This is a genomic window from Parvimonas micra, from assembly GCF_021300775.1.
Lineage (GTDB): Bacteria > Bacillota > Clostridia > Tissierellales > Peptoniphilaceae > Parvimonas.
In genome coordinates this window covers 108,724-125,755 of record NZ_JAJTJP010000001.1, presented here as the reverse complement: position 1 = coordinate 125,755, position 17,032 = coordinate 108,724, and the positions used below count along the sequence as shown (strand labels likewise).

Here is a 17,032-nt window from a genome sequence, read left to right as displayed (position 1 = left end):
ATGAGAAATTTAAACAAAAGAATTCTTAGAGGATTAAAAGCTCAATGGTCAAAAAATTTATTTCTCTTTATACTTCTGTTTTTTATGATTTCCACAACTTCAGGCATGTTAGTTTCATCAGGAAGTATCAAGACTTTATATTATGAACTTATGTCAACTGGAGTTGTTGAAGATGGAAAAATTTTATTCGCATTTGACCCTACAGATGAAATATTAAGATCCATTGAAAAAACTAATGTTAAAGTCGAAAAAGCTCCTTATGTTGATGCAAAAATTAATAAAATTAAAGATGATAAAGACGAAAAAACAATTAGGCTTTATACAAATAGAAAAAATATAAATCTCCCTGTTATAAATGAAGGTAATCTTGCAAAAAACAAAAATGAAATAGCTATAAATAAATTATTTGCTGAAAATAATGATTTAAAAGTAGGTGACACTATCACTTTTAAAAAAGAATTTTTTAAAGATAATAAAGAAAAAATTTTTAAAATAGTTGGATTTATAGTAACTCCGGATTATAATTCGTCATTTCAAAAATCTACAGATTTAATATTTAATGCAATAGATTTTGGAGTTGGATTGGTATCTGACGAGGATAAAGATATTTTTAATGAAAGTAAGCTAAAATATCAAGTTTCTTATAGATTTAATGATAGAAATTTAAGCGAAAAAGAAACGAAAGAAAAAAATAAAGAAGTTGTAAATTCTGCGAATATATCAAAAACAGTTTTAGAACAACTTCCAAAAAAAGATAATAATGCAATAAGTTATTTAATTGACGATATGGGTGGAGATAGGCCTATGGTTATTGTTTTGCTTTGCTTAATGGTAACGCTAATAGGATTCATATTTGCACTTTCTATTGTGAGTAAAATACAAGAAGAATCTGAAATAATCGGAATACTTCTTGCGAATGGATATAAGAAATCAGAGCTTGTTATAAATTATATAGCAAACTCTCTTATAATTACATTTTTAGCCGCTGTTTTAGGAAATATTTTTGGGTACACAGTTTTTACAAATTCTTTTAAATCTGTTTACTACAAATCATTTAATATGCAGAACTTCACTCCTAGTTTCAACTTTGAAGCATTAATAATTACAACTATAATCCCTATTTCAATAATTTTAATTTTTAATTATATCTATATTTATAGAAAATTAAACTTCACACCTTTAGATTTTTTAAGAAAAAATTTAAAACATTATAAAAATAAAAGAAATTCAAAGCATGATAATGAATTAAAAGTCAACAAAAACTTTTTAGGTTCATTTAGAAAATCAATTATAAAATCCAACAAAGGTGATTATGTAGCGATAGTACTAGGAATATTTTTTACTTCAATATTATTCATCTTTGGAATTTCTGCAAAACCTACATTCGACAACTACGGAAATAATATAAAAGAAAATTTGATTAGTAAATATCAATATGTGCTAAAGGCTCCTATTGAAATTAGCAATAAAACAGCAGAAAAATATACGACTACACCAGCAAGTGTTTATCATAGTATCAAAAAATCAGATGAAGACATACTTCTTTTAGGAATTACTGAAAATTCAAAATACTTTGAAAACACAAAACTACCCGAAAACAAAAATGAGATAGTTATTAGTGAAAATCTTTCAAAGAAACTTAGAAAATATGTTGGAGATGAAATAACAGTTAAAGGGAAATTATCAGATAAAGAAAAGACTTATAAAATAGTTGGTATACACAAAAAGTCTGCTAATCTTTCAGCCTTTATAAAGCAAGAATATTTGAATGAAGAATTAGAGCAAAATAAAGAATTCTTTAATGGATATTTTAGTAATGAAAAATTGGATATTGATGAAAAGTATGTTTCAACAACAATAGATGAAAATTCAATGACAGACGTTTCTAAACAGATGTCTAAACTCATGGGACCAATGCTATCTGCATTTATAGCTGTATCTACAATATTCTTAGCAGGCTTTACTTACAGTCTAATGAAAATAATAACAGATAAAAATACTATCCAAATTGCATATTTAAAAATTTTCGGTTACACAAATAGAGAAATTTCAAAAATCTATATTCGACCAGTAACTCTAACAGTATTATTAAGTTTAATAGCTTTAATACCACTTGAAATATATACAGTAAAACAAATAATGTATTATTCAATGCTAAAATTTTCAGGATATTTAGAGCTTGATATTTCGCTAAAAATTGTAATAATGTCAATTGTGATAACTATTGCTACTTATCTATTTGTAAGTATATTACAATTTTATAGAATATCAAAGATGAATTTCAGCGAAGTTCTAAAAAACAGAGAATAATTTACTATCACTTAATTCTGTCATAATCAAGAGTATAATCTTATAAACAACGGGAAAAAATTCCGTTGTTTTTTATAACAACTATAATCCCATTAAATTAATATATCTAGTATTCAACAGAAAATTATGGTATAATATGTGTGTATAAATTTTAGGAGGAACTATGAAAAAAGTAGTTGGGATAAGATTCAAAGAAGCCGGAAAAATTTATTACTTTGATCCCTGCAACTTTAGTATAAATAAAAATGACCATGTAATTGTTGAAACTTCTCGTGGAATTGAATATGGAGTTGTAGCCATTGAACCAAGAGAGGTTGAAGAGTCAAAACTTGTTTCTTCATTAAAACCAGTTTTGAGAATTGCAGACAACATGGATAAATATATCCATGAAGAAAATAAGAAAAAAGCTAAAGATGCTATAGAAATTTGTAAAGTAAAAGCACAAGAACACGGCTTAGATATGAAATTAGTTGATTGCGAATATACATTCGATAATCAAAAAGTAATTTTTTACTTTGTTTCTGATAATAGAATTGATTTTAGAGAATTAGTTAAAGATCTTGCATATATATTTAAAAATAGAATAGAACTAAGACAAATCGGAGTTAGAGATCATGCTAAAATAGTTGGTGCAATTGGCTCATGTGGTCAAGAATGCTGTTGTAAAAGATTTTTAGGAGAATTTGCTCCTGTAACTATTAAAATGGCAAGAGATCAGTCTCTATCTTTAAATCAAAATAAAATTTCAGGAACATGTGGTAGACTTATGTGTTGTTTAAAATACGAACAAAATGTCTACGAAGAAAAGTTAAAAAAAATACCACCTTGTGGAACATTTGTTATTACTGATGAAGGAAAAGGTGTAGTAGTTGATAGCTATACTCTATCTGAAATAGTAAAGGTAAAATTAGTTAATGAGGACAATAACACAGAGACTATTAAACCATTTTTTGTAGATAATATTGCTATTACAAAAGAAAGAGATATGGCTTATGCTAAAAAAGATGAAGATATTCAATTTGAATACATCGAGCAATTATTGTAGTATATATTAAATAGAGTTGGTGACAACTCTATTTTTTAATCTAATATTTTATCTCTCTAAACTATTGACAATATTTGAAGAATATAGTATCATTAATTCTATATTTTAGTAAATTGTTAAGGAGTGATCTTATGAATAATATTGTTATTCCCGAAGGATATTCTTCAGATTTAAACATAATAGAAACACAAAAAGCAATTAAAGAAATTAAGGATTTTTTTGAAACAAATTTAGCAAATGAACTAAATCTAACAAGAGTTTCTGCGCCTTTATTTGTTAAAAAGAACACTGGAATAAATGATAATCTAAGTGGAACTGAATCCCCTGTTAGCTTTTCTTTAAGTGAAACAGAAAATTTTGAACAACTAGAAATAGTTCAATCTCTAGCAAAATGGAAGAGAATTGCTCTAAAAAATTATGGAATCTCAGTTGGAGAAGGAATATACACAGATATGAATGCCATAAGACCTTGTGAAACATTGGATAATATTCACTCTATCTATGTTGATCAATGGGATTGGGAAAGAGTTATAAAGAACGAAGATAGAAATGAGAAATTTTTGACAGATATAGTTAAGAAAATCTTTAATGTATTTAAAAGAACTGATGAATACCTATCTAGACGATTTTTAAACTATAAAAAATCTTTACCAGAAAAAGTATTTTTTATATCTACTCAAGAACTTGAAGATATGTTCCCTAACGATACTCCAAAAGAAAGAGAACATAAGATAGCAAGAGCAAAAAAAGCAGTATTTATAACAAAAATAGGAAATGTTTTAAATAGTGGAAATAAACATGATACAAGAAGTCCGGACTATGATGACTGGAATTTAAATGGAGACTTAATTTTCTGGAATCCTATTCTAAATTCATCATTAGAACTCTCATCAATGGGAATTAGAGTTAATAAAGAAATACTATTAAATCAATTAAAATTAAGTGGTAACGAAGATAGAAAAACATTAAACTACCACAAAATGTTACTTAATGATGAATTACCATTTACTATTGGTGGTGGAATTGGACAATCTAGAATTTGTATGTTTTTCCTTCAAAAAGCACATATTGGAGAAGTTCAATCAAGTTTTTGGCCAGATGAAATGTTGAAAATTTGCAAAGAAAACAAAATAAATTTACTATAAAAAAGGATATGATTATCATATCCTTTTTAATTATCTCCCAGTTTTATAAACTCGATATTATTTTTCTCGAGCAACTCAATTGCATACTCATCCATTCTATAACTATTATCATAGTATATTTTTGAAATTCCAGCTTGAATTAACGCCTTAGTACAATTCAAACATGGAAAATGAGTTACATAACAAGTGCATCCCTTTACTTTTATTCCTTCTCTTGCACAATATAAAAGTGCATTTTGTTCAGCATGAATTGTTGCGATACAATGACCATCTCTCATTGTATGACCTATTTCATCACATTGAGGATTTCCTGAAATTGAACCATTATATCCAGTTGAAACAATTCTATTATCTTTATTAACTAAAACACAACCAACATAAGCTCTATCGCAAGTACCTCTAGTTGCAACCATTTTAGCTAAATCCATAAAATATTCTTCCCAAGGTTTTCTCATAATTCCCCCTACTTTCCAAATAATTTTTCTTCTATTTCATCTAGTTGATTTAATGTTTTTTCATCTAGTGTGTTGAAATAGCTTTTGTTAGAAATTCTATTTTTTATTTCATAACGGTTACTTTTATTTTTTAAATTCTCGTAACGATACAATAATTCTTTTGCAGTTAAGACATTTCCACCTCTTTGCGTAACAAGTTTTTGAATTAGATTATCATCAGTTCCTACTGAAACTAAGATTTTTCTTCCCATTTCATCTAATTTTTTTTCGATGTATTGGTCAGCAGTTTCATTTTGTTTCGTATATACAACCTCTATACCTTTTATAATCTCAGAGCTTCCTTTAAAATTAATCTTGTAAGCATCAAAAACTAATAGCAAATCTATTCCTACAAGTTTTGAATACTCTCCCATATCGTAAATCAACTCTTGTCTAGCATTTTCAAAACTCAACTTTAAAAATGGTTTGTATTTTTCCCAAGCATTTAAAATATTGTATCCATCTATAATTATTAATTTTTTAGTTTTCATCTCTTTGTCTTAATGCCTCATAAACTAAAATAGCACAGGCATTTGATGCGTTAAGACTTGAAACTTTACCTTTCATTGGAAGTTTAGTTAAGAAGTCGCATCTCTTTCTAATAAGTTGACCTATTCCTTTTCCTTCGTTTCCAATTACTATTGCAATATTCCCTTTAAAATCCATATCCGTATAAATTTTTTCTGCCTCTCCACATGCTCCATAAACCCATACATTTTCTTTTTGTAATTTCAAAATAGTATCTGCAATATTAGCAACTTTTGCTATTTTAATATGATTTACTGCTCCAGCTGAAGACTTTTGAACAATTGATGTTACTGGTGCTTGATTTCTTTTTGAAACAATTATTCCATGAACACCAACAGCTTCACAAGTACGAATGATAGCTCCGAAATTATGTGGATCTTCAATTTCATCTAAAATAACTAAAAACAAATCTTCATTTTTTAATTTTGCACTATTAATAATTTCCTCAACTGTTGAATAGTCAAAACTAGAAACCAAAGCACAAACACCTTGATGTACAACACCTTCTGCCATATTTTCTAATTTATGTTTATCAATTTCAGAAATTAAAATACCATTAGCTTTAGCCTTTCCAATTATTTTATTTATTGAGCCTTTTAAATCACCTTTTAAAATGTAGATTTTTTCTACTTTTCTATCACTTTCTAAAGCCTCTAAAACAGCATTTCTACCAAATATATAGTCGCTCATATTACACCCTTTTCCAAATAACACCATTTCTAGTGTCTTTCAATTCTATATTCATTTCTTTTAAGATATCACGAATTTCATCTGCTCTCTTGAAATCTTTATTCTTTCTAGCTTCTTCTCTTTCTTCAATTAATTTTTCAACTTTTTCGTCCAAATTATCATCTTCTTCTTTGTAAAGAAGACCTAAAACAGAAGCAAAGTCATCCAATAATTTAACTGCTCCTTTAACAACTTTTAAATCAGTATTTTCATCAAATGAATTAGTATAACGAATAAGCTCATAAATCTTAGAAATTGCATCTGCAGTATTTAAGTCATCATCCATAGATTCTAAGAATTCTTTTTTAAGCTCAACTAATTTAGAAATATCTCCATCTTCTTTTTCTTCACAAATTTCTAAAAGTCTTTCTAAATGTTCTTTGCCATTATACATTCTTTCAAGACCATTTTTTGTTTGTTCCATAACTTCTCTACTGAAATTTAATGGATTTCTATAATGAGTAGATAAAATCCAAAGTCTAACAACTTCTAAGTCATATTCTTTTTGAATATCTTTAACTGTAAAGAAATTACCTTTTGACTTACTCATTTTTTCGTTATCAACATTAATCATTCCATTATGCATCCAGTAGTTAGCAAAAATTTTGTCATTACAACATTCGGATTGAGCAATTTCATTTTCATGGTGTGGGAATTGTAAATCTTCTCCACCAGCATGAATATCAATTGTCTCTCCTAAAAGTTTTTTAGCCATTACTGAACATTCCAAATGCCAACCTGGTCTACCCATTCCCCATGGACTTTCCCAAGCAGGTTCAGTTTCATCTTTTCTTTTTTTCCAAAGAGCAAAATCAAGAGGATTTTTCTTTTCGTCAGAAATATCAATTCTTGCTCCAGCTCTTAAATCCTCAATATTTTTTCTTGATAATTTACCATAATCTTTTGCTTTAGTAATATCAAAATAAACATTACCATCAACATTGTAAGCAATGCCCTTTTCTTCTAAAATCTTTACAAATTCAATCATCTCATCAATACATTCAGTAGCTTTTGGATGAATTGTATGACTTTCAAAAAGATTTAATGCATAACTATCTTCTAAATATGCTTCAATATATTTTTTAGTAATATCTGTAAAAGGTACATTTTCTTCTTTAGCTCTATTTATAATCTTATCATCAATATCAGTAAAATTACTTACAAATTTTACATCATATCCTATGTATAAAAGATATCTTCTCAATGTATCATATACAATCATAGGTCTTGAATTACCAATATGAATATAATTATATACAGTTGGTCCACAAACATAAATTAATGCCTTACCCGGTTGTATAGGTATAAATTCTTCTTTCTTTCTTGTTAATGTGTTATAAATCTTCATAATACACCTCTCTATTTTGAAATATTTTATTTTTATATAAAACAAAACGCCTCTTGAAAAAAAAACAAGAGACGAAAAAATTCCGCGGTTCCACTCTAATTGAAAACTCCACTTAAATTGCTATAAAGTAGCAAACAATACTCCAAGGACGCACCTTCAACATTGATGTTTTTCACCACACAACATCTCTCTAAAATTCGTTGTTTCTTTTCCTTTTCAACGTAAATATTCATTTATAATAGGATACTAAATTATTAAGAAAAAGTCAATAATTTACCCTTAAAAACCTAATCTATTTATTCAATTCTTTTTTTAACTTTAAAAGCAAATCAACCCTATCAGTTATTATTCCATCTACCTTTTTACCAATTAGTTTTTTCATTTCTTTTTCCGTATTTATAGTCCAATAACAAACTGCCATATTATGTTTATGGAATTTGTAAATTAAATATTTTGTATCTAATGGTAATTTTTCAAATCTTGGAATCATCATTGCATTAGTATTATATTTTTTAAAACTATCAAATCCTAAATATGAAGATAATACAACTTCTGTAGTTTTTTTCAATGAGCCAGAAATAATTATTTCACCCTTACTTATCTTTCTTAAAAACTTCAGATTATCCTCATTAAAACTTGAAAAAATAACATTTTTTTCTAATCTATATTCTTTTACACAATTATATAAAAGTTCAGCTGACTTTAAACCATTTTCTCCATTATCTTTAACATCAATACTATATATAACAGAATCTCCAAATTTTTCAAAAAGTGAAGAAACTTCCATTGGATATAAACCACTTACTCTATTATCTGCATATGGTAAATTACCATTTAAGTCTTTAAATCTGTATCCAAAATTAAATTCTTTAATTTCATCAAAAGTATAATCAATAACTTTCCCTGTTCCATTAGTAGTTTCATCGATATCTTCATTATGTTGAGTGATGATTTTTCCGTCTTTAGTTAGTCTGATATCAGTTTCAAAAGCATCAACACCCATTTCAAAAGACTTTATAAAAGCTAACTCTGTGTTTTCTGGATATAAATGACTTGATCCTCTATGTGCAAAAACTAATGGAAAATCTCCATTCCTATAAATCTTTCTTGCTTTTTTCTCTTTTTTAAAACATGAAAATTGGAATAAAACATAAATTACTACAATTAAAACGAATAAAAATAACCTCATTAATACGACTCCTTGAATTTTTATTAAAAAAATCGAATTTTTTTAAAGAAAAATACGATAATAACAGTATAATTATATCATATAAATAAAAATTATGATATAATTATACTGATTATATATTGTTAAATAAAATTGAAGAGGTTGGTGTTTATGTTAGAATCTTTTTTTGGGGATAAAAGTTATTTTTTTAGAACATTATTTTATATAATACTTGGTGATTTAATATGCTCATTTGCAGTAGTTAAATTTTTAGTACCAGCAGGACTATTATCAGGTGGTCTTGGAGGTATTGGACTTATGATTGAATATTTATCTGGTATTCCAACAGGAGTTTCAGTATTTGTATTAAATTTACCTATGATGCTAATTGGAGCATTTTTCTTGAATAAGAAATTCATGACTTATGCATTTTTATCAACATTTATCTATTCATTCATCTTGATAGCAATGCGTAAAATTCCAATTGATTTTAAACTTGATAATAATATGCTATTTGCTATTTTTGGTGGTTTTATAAATGGAGTTGGAATGGGTGTTCTATTTAGACATGGAGCTTGTCAAGGAGGACTTGATATAATAGCAACTATATTTAAAACCAAATTAAATATGAATATCGGTTCATCTCTTATGATGATAAACGCAATGATAATTGGAGTTGCTTCTTATATTTTTAGTCTTGAAAGAGGACTTTTAACAATCGTTTCAATGTATGTCGCATACAGAATGCTAGATAAAATCCAAATGGGATTTGGAGATACGAAGAAAATTATGATTGTAACTTCAAATCAAAGAGAAGTTACTGATAGAATTTTATCTGATCTTAATAGAGGTGTCACTCTTCTTCATGGAGAAGGAGCTTATACACATAAAGCACAAAATGTTATATTCTGTATTGTAAGAACAAGAGAAGTAGTAAACATAAAGAGAATACTGGATGAAGTTGATCCAGCGGCATTTTTAATCATATCTGAGGCTTATGAAGTTAAAGGTCGTGGCTTTAAGGTACAAGAAATTTAGGAGGGGTTTGTTATGAATAATATTTTAACTTTCAATGAACTTAAAGAAATAGCTAAAAAAATTGCAATGGATGATGATAGAGTTGAAAAACTGTATATCGAACAACTTGAAACTCAAAGCATGTCCAGTGATGTTAACTTTTTTAATGTTCTATATTTAGTAAAAGATTTATCTTTTGATGATACTTCTTTTGAATTTATTGAACATTTTGGCGATATACTAACTATGTATGAAAATACTGAAAATGAAAACATAATAGAATATAGAATAATTTACGAAAATTTTACACAAGGTATTTTTAGAATTGTTTCAAAAAAATCTATTGAAGTTTTAGAAGAACTTCAAGAAAAATACATTTGTGTACTTAATAAAGAAGAAGAAAAAAAAGGTGGAGTTTATATTGAAAGAAAAGTTCATAAACTTACTGAAGATGAATTCTTAGTAAATACTTGTAACTTCTTCTGGTATATCTTAAAATTTGGAAACAAACTATATACTAAAGAATTCTTAAATATATCTGAAGAATATAGAAAAGTTTTAGAACTTTTAGATGAACATTTAAAACACTATGTTTTATCTGAAAATAAATACCTATTAGAGTTAGGAAAAGATAATAAATTAGTATTTAACTATGTTGATACTGAAATTTTTGAAAAATATTTACAATGTTATTCAAAATTGGAATTAGAATCTCTTTGGATAGCCCTATTTAATATTTGTGGATTATTTAGAAAATTATCTTTACAAATAGCAATTAATTTAAGATTTGAATATGCAAAAGAATTAGATAGAGATACAGTAACATATTTAAGAGAATTAAAACAAAAAGCAAATAGCAGATAATAAAACTTTCACAATACAAAAGTGCATCTTTTAGATGCACTTTTTATATTTAAAATATTTAATTGTTATTTCAGCGAAATCCAAATTTCTTTACACTTGAACTTCAATTTTGTTTTTGTAAACCCATCAAAATAATACTTTAGCATAAACTAGCTAATCACCGATAAATATTTATATCAACAACCTTCTTTTTCTTTTAATACTATATTCATACAATCTTATGATAAATCTACAACCACAACTGCTTGTAATATCTTTTGTGTCTTTATATTACTTCACATTGTATCTTAAGTATAATTTATTCTAACTAATCTTTTTTTATACAAAATTTTACTCCTTTAAATACTCAAATTTCTTAATATCAATAATCTGATTTAAAAACCTATTAATTTCATCTCATAATATTTAACTCATACGTACTCAAGTTTCTTAACCTTCGTCTCAACTATCTAGTTCATACTGTTATAATATTATAATATTCCAAAAATTCTAGATATAACTTTATAGATTTCTTAATATCTCAATTATCTTATATATAATTTATATAATCTTAATCATACAACTTACATTCTAAATTTTTATGATTAGTTTTTAATATTTAATTATACTATTATCAACCTCTTAATTCACAAAATATATTATCTGCTATTCAAGTTGCTGGCATCGTAAGTTTTTTCTAAAAACCAATGATACTGCAACTCAGATGAAATTGTTTTTAAAATTTTCATTGGTCTTACCTCCAGTCATCAAACTATTTAACGCGTTATCTTGTTTGTTGTATATATTATACCCCATAAAATTTACTTTGTCAACACTTTATTGTGATTTTTTTTAATTTTTTTCACTTTTTTTACACTTTTTTACTTTTTTTTGAATTTTTTACAAAAATTCTTATAATTTCTAATTATTTTTATTTTTTCTTTCCAATTCCAAAAGTTTTTGTTTTATTTCTAATCCTTCAGCATAACCAACAAGCTTTCCATTACTACCTATTACTCTATGGCATGGAATTACAATCGGTAATTTATTTTTATTATTTGCTCCACCTACTGCCCTTTGTGAATTTTCATTACCAATTTTTATAGCAATATCTTTATAGCTACAAGTTTCTCCATAAGGTATTTCCATTAAAGCCTTATAAACTTTTAGCGAAAACTCTCTTCCATCTAACTTAATTGGAAATGTAAATACTTTTCTTTTTCCAGTAAAGTATTCTTCCAATTCTTTTTTTACAAGTTTTAAAACTTCTGTTTTAGGATTATAGTTTTTCTCATCCTTTACAAATCTTATTTCGACAACTCTATTATTTTCTTCCATTATTTTAATTTTTCCAACTGGTGAATCAAAAACTGTATAATTCATAATATCTCCTATTTATTCAATTTTAAAATTATATATAATTTATTGAAAAATATATTTAGAATATATGAAAGTAAAATTGTTAAACCAAATAAAGTTAGTAAATAAACAATATTTGCTTTTAGATATATTGATAACAAACTCATAATAAGGCCATGAATCATATACATTTCAAAAGAAATTTTACCTAGAAATGATAGTACTTCATTCCTAATCAAAACAAATTTAGAATATAACTTCATACTTTCTTTATTAATAACAAATCCTCTAAAATTAATTTTCTTTGAAATTAGAATTACCATGACTATAAAATTAAAACATATTAAATTTTGTACTATAGGATAATTTGAGTATATTCCAAAACTTGAAAAGAAGCTTACTAAATCAGCCTCCTTATTATTCCAAAAATAAAAAGTCCATACAGATAAAATCAATAGTAGTTTATAAATATGAGTATTTAATATTTTTTTAATTTTTCCTTCAAATATTTCAAAATACATTCCAAATATCATACCTATCATACTGTTATACCACCAAATTCCAAAACCGATATTTTTCAAAACTAGTATATAACTAATTGTCAAAATGGTAAAAATAATATATGATAGATTTTGATTTTTAGTTATTTTAAAGCTAAGATAAAATATCAAATAAATAACTAAAATTGAATTTAAATACCATCCATTATTTATTAAAGAAGATCCATTTTTATATATATTAATAATAGAGTTTAATGTATATTCACTTTTGAAAACAAATATATTTACAACAATATGCAAGACTGTAACTACAAATATTGGTAAAAGTAATTTTAAAAATCTCTTTTTAAAAAATCCTTTCAAATATTTTTCTCTATTAAGCTTTACTTGTTTTGTCATTCCATAAGCTGAAATAAAGAAAAAGAAACTAACTGCATACATACCAAAATTTGCAAAATGATGTATATAAGGTATAGTATTCTCTATTTGAGATACATGATGTAAAATTACTACTATAGAAAAAATACCTTTAAATGCCAATGTATCTTCCTTTGACATCAAATCATAATCTCTATTAGGTAAAAGCATAATAAGAAAAGGTAAAATTAAAAATATTATTTTAATCATAAATCCTCCATTTTTTATAAAAAAAGAGATGTATTCCATCTCTTATATTAATCAACTACAAATATTCCCCCATTAAGTTCTTTTATAAAGCCTTTAAGCTCTAATGAAGTTAAAATTGTATTTGTTTCTATAATTGAAAAACCAGTTATTGTTGAAATTTTATTTTGAGATTTTGGTTCTTCATTTATTAAATTATAAATCAAAAGTTCCTTTGCATCTAAAATGTTTAAATCTTTTTCTTCCTTATTTTTGTTTAAAATAAATTCTGAAAAATCAATAACTCCATCTATTATATCTTGATAATCTGTTGCTATTAAAGCTCCATCTTTTATCAATTTATTTGTTCCTTTACTATATAGACTGTTAATATTTCCAGGAAGTGCAAAAATTTCTTTTGACTGTTCATTTGCAAATCTTGAAGTTATTAGTGTACCAGAACGATCTTGTGCTTCAATTACTAACAATGCTTTTGACAGTCCAGAAATAATTCTATTTCTAACAGGAAAATTATGTGCTAATGGTGGCATTCCAACTGGAAACTCACTCATAACAGCACCATTTTCTATAATTTCTTCATAAAGCCTATAATTAGTCTTTGGATATGCCATATCAACACCACAACCTAAAACAGCAATAGTTCTTCCACCTGATTTCAAAGCAGCTCTATGTGAAATAGAATCAATACCTAAAGCCATTCCAGAAACTATTCTTATTCCAAGTTCAGAAATTGACCTTGCAAAATATTCTGTTGCCCAAGCTCCATAATTAGTACATTTTCTAGAACCTACAATTGACAGTGCAAATTCATCCTCTGGTAAAATTTCCCCTTTATAGTAAATAACTTGTGGAATATATTCAATATCCTTTAAATTAACAGGATAATTTTCACTAAGGACACTTACAAACTTAACTTTCTTTTTTTCTAAAAACTCTCTATAAGCATCTGAATTAAATTTTTTTCTTTCCTCAACTAATTTATCAATATTATTCTTAGTTAAAAGTTTATTCTCTTTAAAATATTCTTCTGACATTTCAAAAATATCTTCAATATGTTCCAATGTAAAATGATTTAATAATTCATCTTTGATTTTATAATCAAAATTCAAATAACTTAAAAATAACAAAGCATCTTCATTTCTCATAACTAACTCCAATATTTATTACTTAAACTTCTATATAACTTAAATACTTCATAAATTATTTAATTCAATAAATAGGATTTTATCTTTTTGTTGGTTTTGATAAAAAGAAAAGATATAATCCAAATAACAATTTAATTAAAGCATCAATATATGCAATAATTGACAAAGACATATCAGAATAAATATATCCTATTGCAATATTTATACTACAAACTATTCCTAATAAAATCATTGATTTACCGTGAACAAAATAAAATGGAATAAAATGTATTGCAGTAGCCATCAATGCACCCAACCAAATTAATCTCCAATTTTCTGTTGCGAAAAATGGTCCCCCTAATAAAAACATCAATATGAATAATAAAATTACTGAATATAAAGAAACTTTATTTTGAAATTTAGTTGAATTTCCAGTTGATAATTTATTAATAAGCTTTTTATTCATATTAATTGAAAGAAAACTAATAATATATCCAAAACTAAATACTTGCATGTTTATTATTTGTTTTCCTCCTATTAAAGTAGCCAATGCAATAACTAAACCAACTACGATTAACCATAACCCACATGATTTCTTATGGTTAAATTCTAATTTCTCTTCCTTATGGTATTCTAAAAATGACATAAATAATCTCCCGTTTATTTCTAAATTTTTTTGAACTCTTAATCTTTATTTATAATAATGCAAATTCTAAATATTAGATTCTATATTATGATTATTTAAATACATCAAATTCTTAATTAATAAAAACTAACCCCAATATTTATTACTTAAACTTCTATATCTGATAGCTTCTAACAGATGTTCTTCCTTGATTTCTTCACTTCCGTCCAAGTCTGCAATTGTTCTTGTTAACTTCAAAATTTTATTAAAAGATCTTGCTGAAAACTTAAACTTTTTAAAAGCAAATTCTATAATTTTCTCAAGTTTTTCATCCAAAATAATATACTTCTTTATCTGTCTTGCTGAAAGATTTGCATTATTATATATTTTTTCGTTTTTATATCTTTCAAGTTGAATTTTTCTAGCTTTTTCAACTCTTTTTCTAATTTCAAAAGAAGTCTCTAAAACTTCTTTTGAAGATAAATCATCAAATTTTACAGGTTCAACTTCAACCTGAATATCAATTCTATCAAGTATTGGTCCTGAAATTTTACTTAAATATCTTTGAATTTGCAACTGTGAACAAGTACATTTTTCAGTTTGGAATCCATAATTTCCACAAGGACAAGGATTCAACGCACAAACAGTCACAAAGTTTGAATAATATGTAATTGAAGAATTAGCTCTTGAAATAGTAACTTTCCCATCTTCCATTGGCTGTCTTAAAACTTCAATAGCTTGTTTTGAAAACTCTGGGAATTCATCCAAGAACAAAACTCCATTATGAGCAAGTGAAACCTCTCCAGGTTTTGGAATCTTACCTCCTCCTACTAGAGAAATAGGACTACTCGTATGATGTGGAGATCTAAAAGGTCTTTGTGTAACCAATTTATTATTCTTAAGTTTTCCTGCTATCGAATAAATCTTAGTACATTCAATACATTCTTCAAAAGTTAATTTAGGCAAAATTGTTGGTAATCTCTTTGCTATCATAGTTTTTCCACTTCCCGGAGGCCCAACCATCAATAGATTATGTCCGCCAGCTGCAGAAATTTCCATAGCTCTCTTTAAATTTTCCTGACCTTTAATATCTGAAAAATCTATATCATATTTAATCTCTTCATCTAAATTTACTTTTACTATTTCTTCTTTTTTTATTTCAATAACTCCATTTAAACAATCGACTAATTCTTTTAAATGCGAAATAGGATAAATTTCTATTCCTTGCACAATATTTACTTCATTTTTTATCGCAAAAGGAATATAGAATTTCTTAAAACCAAGTTCTTTTAGAGAAATAATCATAGGTAAAGCCCCATCAAAAGTTATAACTCTACCGTCAAGTGAAAGCTCACCTAAAAAAACAGTCTTTTCATCAGGTAAATATTCAATCACACCAATAGCAAGTAACATACTAACTGCAATAGCTAAATCTATTTGAGAACCATCTTTTCTCAAATTTGCCGGAGCTAAATTTATTGTTACTCTTCCTGGTGGAATAGAATATCCACTGTTTGAAATTGCTGATTTGACTCTTTCTTTTGATTCCTTTACAGACAAATCAGGAAGCCCAACGATATTAAAGGCCTGAAGTCCAGTTGCTAAATCGGCCTCAACATCAATATCGTAACCATTCAATCCATTTAACACACAAGTCTTAGTCTTTGAATACATTTTTTACCTACTTTCTAGCACATTCTGATGCTGTTCCTAAAAGTATTTGAAGTCCATGTTCTACAGAATCTATAATATACTCTAAAGATTCTTTAACAGCCTTAGGACTACCCGGTAGATTTACAATCAAGCTATCATTTCTTATAACTGAAATAGCTCTTGAAAGCATTGCTCTCTTAGTAATTGTTAAACTATATTGTCTTATAGAATCACAAATACCAAAGGCATTTTTTGTAGCAATATTTAAAGTGGCTTCAGGTGTAACATCTCTTTTACTAAAACCAGTTCCACCCGTTGTCAAAATTAAATTAGCTCCTAAAACATCGCTAGCATATTTTAGTTTTTCCTCAATCGTAGCTTGATCATCCGGAATTATAATTTTATCAATAACTTCATAATTATTTTCTTTTAAAATATCAACGATTACTTCACCAGAAGTGTCTATTCTCTCTCCAACTGATCCCTTGTCGGATACAGTAATTACATAAGCAGTAAACAT

16 protein-coding genes are annotated in these 17,032 nt (G+C 26.5%); 5 read left to right on the top strand and 11 right to left on the bottom strand.

Translation table 11 applies throughout. The annotated features are described in order from the left end of the window. The 3 genes from LW893_RS00745 (at position 1) to asnA (ending at position 4,500) form a co-directional block, all read left to right on the top strand. Positions 1-2,310, top strand: a complete 2,310-nt coding sequence (locus tag LW893_RS00745; RefSeq protein ID WP_233055327.1) for an FtsX-like permease family protein — start codon at positions 1-3, stop codon at positions 2,308-2,310. Positions 2,311-2,473: 163 nt separating this feature from the next. Next, the gene (locus LW893_RS00740) at positions 2,474-3,355 is read left to right on the top strand and encodes a PSP1 domain-containing protein (RefSeq protein WP_233055326.1); all 882 of its coding nucleotides are present in this window, start codon (positions 2,474-2,476) and stop codon (positions 3,353-3,355) included. 131 nt (positions 3,356-3,486) lie between these two features. Continuing rightward, the gene (gene asnA / locus LW893_RS00735; RefSeq protein ID WP_233055325.1) at positions 3,487-4,500 is read left to right on the top strand and encodes an aspartate--ammonia ligase; all 1,014 of its coding nucleotides are present in this window, start codon (positions 3,487-3,489) and stop codon (positions 4,498-4,500) included. 26 nt (positions 4,501-4,526) lie between these two features. Here the strand turns inward: asnA and LW893_RS00730 are convergent, their stop codons facing one another. The 5 genes from LW893_RS00730 to LW893_RS00710 all read right to left on the bottom strand — a co-directional run bounded on the left by LW893_RS00730 (position 4,527) and on the right by LW893_RS00710 (position 8,788). Beyond that, the gene (locus tag LW893_RS00730) at positions 4,527-4,955 is read right to left on the bottom strand and encodes a deoxycytidylate deaminase (protein ID WP_233055324.1); all 429 of its coding nucleotides are present in this window, start codon (positions 4,953-4,955) and stop codon (positions 4,527-4,529) included. Between the two features lie 8 nt (positions 4,956-4,963). Then, positions 4,964-5,485 (bottom strand): NYN domain-containing protein, encoded by a 522-nt coding sequence (locus LW893_RS00725; protein ID WP_233055323.1) that lies wholly within the window; start codon positions 5,483-5,485, stop codon positions 4,964-4,966. Then, positions 5,475-6,212: a 23S rRNA (guanosine(2251)-2'-O)-methyltransferase RlmB gene (gene rlmB, locus LW893_RS00720; protein WP_233055322.1), complete on the bottom strand. Its 738-nt coding sequence runs from the start codon at positions 6,210-6,212 to the stop codon at positions 5,475-5,477. The genes LW893_RS00725 and rlmB overlap by 11 nt, the downstream gene beginning before the upstream one ends. Before the next feature lies 1 nt (position 6,213). Further along, on the bottom strand, positions 6,214-7,599 hold the full coding sequence (gene cysS / locus LW893_RS00715; RefSeq protein WP_233055321.1) for a cysteine--tRNA ligase: 1,386 nt from the start codon (positions 7,597-7,599) through the stop codon (positions 6,214-6,216). Between the two features lie 292 nt (positions 7,600-7,891). Then, positions 7,892-8,788, bottom strand: coding sequence for a glycerophosphodiester phosphodiesterase (locus LW893_RS00710; protein WP_233055320.1), 897 nt, complete (start codon positions 8,786-8,788; stop codon positions 7,892-7,894). A gap of 150 nt (positions 8,789-8,938) precedes the next feature. Between LW893_RS00710 and LW893_RS00705 the strand changes: the two genes are divergently transcribed. Continuing rightward, on the top strand, positions 8,939-9,805 hold the full coding sequence (locus LW893_RS00705; protein WP_233055319.1) for a YitT family protein: 867 nt from the start codon (positions 8,939-8,941) through the stop codon (positions 9,803-9,805). Between the two features lie 12 nt (positions 9,806-9,817). Beyond that, positions 9,818-10,648 (top strand): aminoglycoside 6-adenylyltransferase, encoded by an 831-nt coding sequence (locus LW893_RS00700; RefSeq protein WP_233055318.1) that lies wholly within the window; start codon positions 9,818-9,820, stop codon positions 10,646-10,648. 900 nt (positions 10,649-11,548) lie between these two features. On the opposite strand, the gene LW893_RS00695 is transcribed toward LW893_RS00700, so the two are convergent. The 6 genes from LW893_RS00695 to LW893_RS00670 form a co-directional block, all read right to left on the bottom strand. Beyond that, the gene (locus tag LW893_RS00695) at positions 11,549-12,010 is read right to left on the bottom strand and encodes a methylated-DNA--[protein]-cysteine S-methyltransferase (RefSeq protein WP_233055317.1); all 462 of its coding nucleotides are present in this window, start codon (positions 12,008-12,010) and stop codon (positions 11,549-11,551) included. Between the two features lie 8 nt (positions 12,011-12,018). Further along, the gene (locus LW893_RS00690; protein WP_233055316.1) at positions 12,019-13,113 is read right to left on the bottom strand and encodes an acyltransferase family protein; all 1,095 of its coding nucleotides are present in this window, start codon (positions 13,111-13,113) and stop codon (positions 12,019-12,021) included. A gap of 47 nt (positions 13,114-13,160) precedes the next feature. Beyond that, positions 13,161-14,255: a DNA-processing protein DprA gene (dprA, locus tag LW893_RS00685; RefSeq protein WP_233055315.1), complete on the bottom strand. Its 1,095-nt coding sequence runs from the start codon at positions 14,253-14,255 to the stop codon at positions 13,161-13,163. 79 nt (positions 14,256-14,334) lie between these two features. Continuing rightward, on the bottom strand, positions 14,335-14,880 hold the full coding sequence (locus tag LW893_RS00680) for a DUF6609 family protein (RefSeq protein WP_233055314.1): 546 nt from the start codon (positions 14,878-14,880) through the stop codon (positions 14,335-14,337). A 126-nt stretch (positions 14,881-15,006) separates the two neighbouring features. Next, positions 15,007-16,533, bottom strand: coding sequence for a YifB family Mg chelatase-like AAA ATPase (locus LW893_RS00675; RefSeq protein ID WP_233055313.1), 1,527 nt, complete (start codon positions 16,531-16,533; stop codon positions 15,007-15,009). 7 nt (positions 16,534-16,540) lie between these two features. After that, positions 16,541-17,032: a MogA/MoaB family molybdenum cofactor biosynthesis protein gene (locus LW893_RS00670; protein ID WP_233055312.1), complete on the bottom strand. Its 492-nt coding sequence runs from the start codon at positions 17,030-17,032 to the stop codon at positions 16,541-16,543.